The 2,089-nt window shown below is 51.4% G+C and carries 3 protein-coding genes and 1 pseudogene; 3 read left to right on the top strand and 1 reads right to left on the bottom strand.

Annotated elements, in window-relative coordinates; translation table 11 throughout:
• Nucleotides 1–605, top strand: a 605-nt coding sequence (locus tag SMC1_RS09895) for a mandelate racemase/muconate lactonizing enzyme family protein (RefSeq protein WP_279386576.1), incomplete at its 5' end; no start/stop codon positions are given.
• A gap of 56 nt (nt 606–661) precedes the next feature.
• Here the strand turns inward: SMC1_RS09895 and SMC1_RS09900 are convergent.
• On the bottom strand, nt 662–1,081 hold the full coding sequence (locus tag SMC1_RS09900; RefSeq protein ID WP_119086605.1) for a hypothetical protein: 420 nt from the start codon (nt 1,079–1,081) through the stop codon (nt 662–664).
• A 402-nt stretch (nt 1,082–1,483) separates the two neighbouring features.
• Here SMC1_RS09900 and SMC1_RS09905 point away from each other — a divergent pair, with 402 nt between their 5' ends.
• Both SMC1_RS09905 and SMC1_RS09910 read left to right on the top strand, forming a co-directional pair.
• Nucleotides 1,484–1,636: an FGGY family carbohydrate kinase gene (locus SMC1_RS09905; protein ID WP_119086606.1), complete on the top strand. Its 153-nt coding sequence runs from the start codon at nt 1,484–1,486 to the stop codon at nt 1,634–1,636.
• Nucleotides 1,637–1,646: 10 nt separating this feature from the next.
• Nucleotides 1,647–2,089 (top strand): annotated as a pseudogene (locus SMC1_RS09910) (aminotransferase class V-fold PLP-dependent enzyme); the annotation flags it as partial.

Raw genomic sequence — 2,089 nt, forward strand, 5'->3', positions numbered from 1 at the left:
ATCTTGATGTCAAACGCGTCCATGCGATTCGTGCAGCAGTAGGGCCCACGTTCCCGCTGCATGTCGACGCAAACCAGGGATATGGCCGCGAAGGAGCTCTGCGTGTGCTGCTAGCACTGGCTGGAGCAGGAATCGATTTTGCCGAGCAACCCGTTCCTGCAGAAGACACAGAGTCCCTCCAATGGGTAAGTGACCATAGCCCTATTCCGATAACAGCCGATGAAGCCGTCCACACACCAGAGGATGCGCTGGCGTTAGTCCGTTCTCACGCATGTTCCATGCTGAACGTCAAACTACAGAAGGTTGGAGGTATTTCCCGTGCACTCGACATTCTGGCTATCGCACGAGCTGCAGGTATCCCGTGTATGATCGGGTGCATGACAGAAACTCCGGTCGGGATTGCAGCAGGAGCACATGTAGCGTTGGGATCACCGGTCGTCACGCATGTCGATCTGGATGGATGCATCGATCTTGCATTCCAGCCGACAACCGGTGGCGTCGAGATAAGAGGAGACCAGCTGACAGTTTCTGATCGCCCTGGCCTGGGAGTGGAACTCAACGATGAATATCGTAATCATTTTGCCAATCAGGAGGCTCTGCAATGAACATCTGAATTTCATGTGATATGCGTGTCAACTCACGTAAGAATGGAGGTGAACCATCAGGTCGTGAACTCACCAGCAATGGAGGCGTAGCTGCCACGTTTCTTGATGACCAGAGGTTGTCTCCTCCTGGCAATCTCATCCAGCTGGTCCTGGCAGAGGAAGATCTCGTGGAGTAGGCTCGTTATGTCTAGCGCTGCACGTGTAGCCAGGAGGCGTTTCTTCGTCTCTTCTGCAACATCTTTCCGTGCCAGCATCCGTGCGCACGGTGTCTGTGCTGTGTCGTACACCTTGGTGATGTGGCTCCCGGTCCTGACCCCCCGCAGGAGCTTCTGGCTGGGAAGGAACCAGTTCGCCCCCAAGTGCAGGGTCTGAACGGGCAAACGTCTCCTGCAGTATCCCGCCCCCTTACAGAAATCGTCCAGCATCGCCGACTTCCTTGTCTTCCCTGCCTTCAGATATGCTTGTTCCTTGACCATCGTGAGCTCCATTCCCGCTGCTCTGTTCTCATCCAGAGGACCAGCACTCTTCTGTCATCGTTCACCTCCGTTTTCTCATGAGTCGACGGAGCCAGTTCACTTCCATGTTGGATGAGTCGATGCGTGGCCTTCATTCAGTACTCTCCTACGTGAGTAGTAACCCGGGAGAATATATCAGCGATCCCCGGCGTTCCCATGATAATTCTGAACCATGCTTTCAAAGCGGCGCGCAACCGCCAGCGTCCGAACCATTGACTTTCCTGTGGAACCTTCTAAGATTGTTAATGTAACGATTGACGGCATTGATTGTACGTCCGAAATTGCTGTTGAAATGCGAAGTCTGGCCTGCACATGATTGTGAACGGGGCGTGCAGGGGGTAAGAACGAAACGGGATGGCATAGATGAAGGAATGCATTATTGGTATCGATGCGGGGACCGCGTTCGTCAAGGGACTGCCGGTTGACGCGTCCGGTACGATTGTCGCAACAGCCTCTGCCCCGATTCCTCTGTCGACGCCGTGCCCCGACTGGGCTGAGCAGCGCTCAGAAGCGTAGAGGAGCAGAAATGATTAATAAAGAATTTTTGATGATTCCTGGTCCAACGCCGCTTCCTCCAAGAGTAGTTGCGGCAATAACTCAGCCAATGATTAACCACAGAGGTCCTCGCTTCAAGGAGATTTTCAAAGAGGCAATAGATATCACAAAAGAATTGATTAATTGTTCACAGGATGTTTTCCTTGTCCCATCCTCTGGCACGGGTGCAATGGAACTTGCTGTAGAGAACTTTACTCAAAGAGGAGATAAAGTCCTTGTTGTTGATACAGGTTTTTTTGGAGAGCGATTTTACAGGATCAATGTTGCAAAGGGAAGAAATGCAATGAGGCTTGAGATTCCTTGGGGAAGAGCAGCAATTCCTGAAGAGATTACAGAAATTCTAACGAAAGACAATGATGTCAAAGCAGTTTTTCTTACTCACAATGAAACTTCATCCACAATCATCAACAACAT

It is taken from the genome of Candidatus Cryosericum septentrionale, assembly GCF_003570995.1.
In the GTDB taxonomy this organism is placed as follows: Bacteria; Caldisericota; Caldisericia; order Cryosericales; family Cryosericaceae; genus Cryosericum; species Cryosericum septentrionale.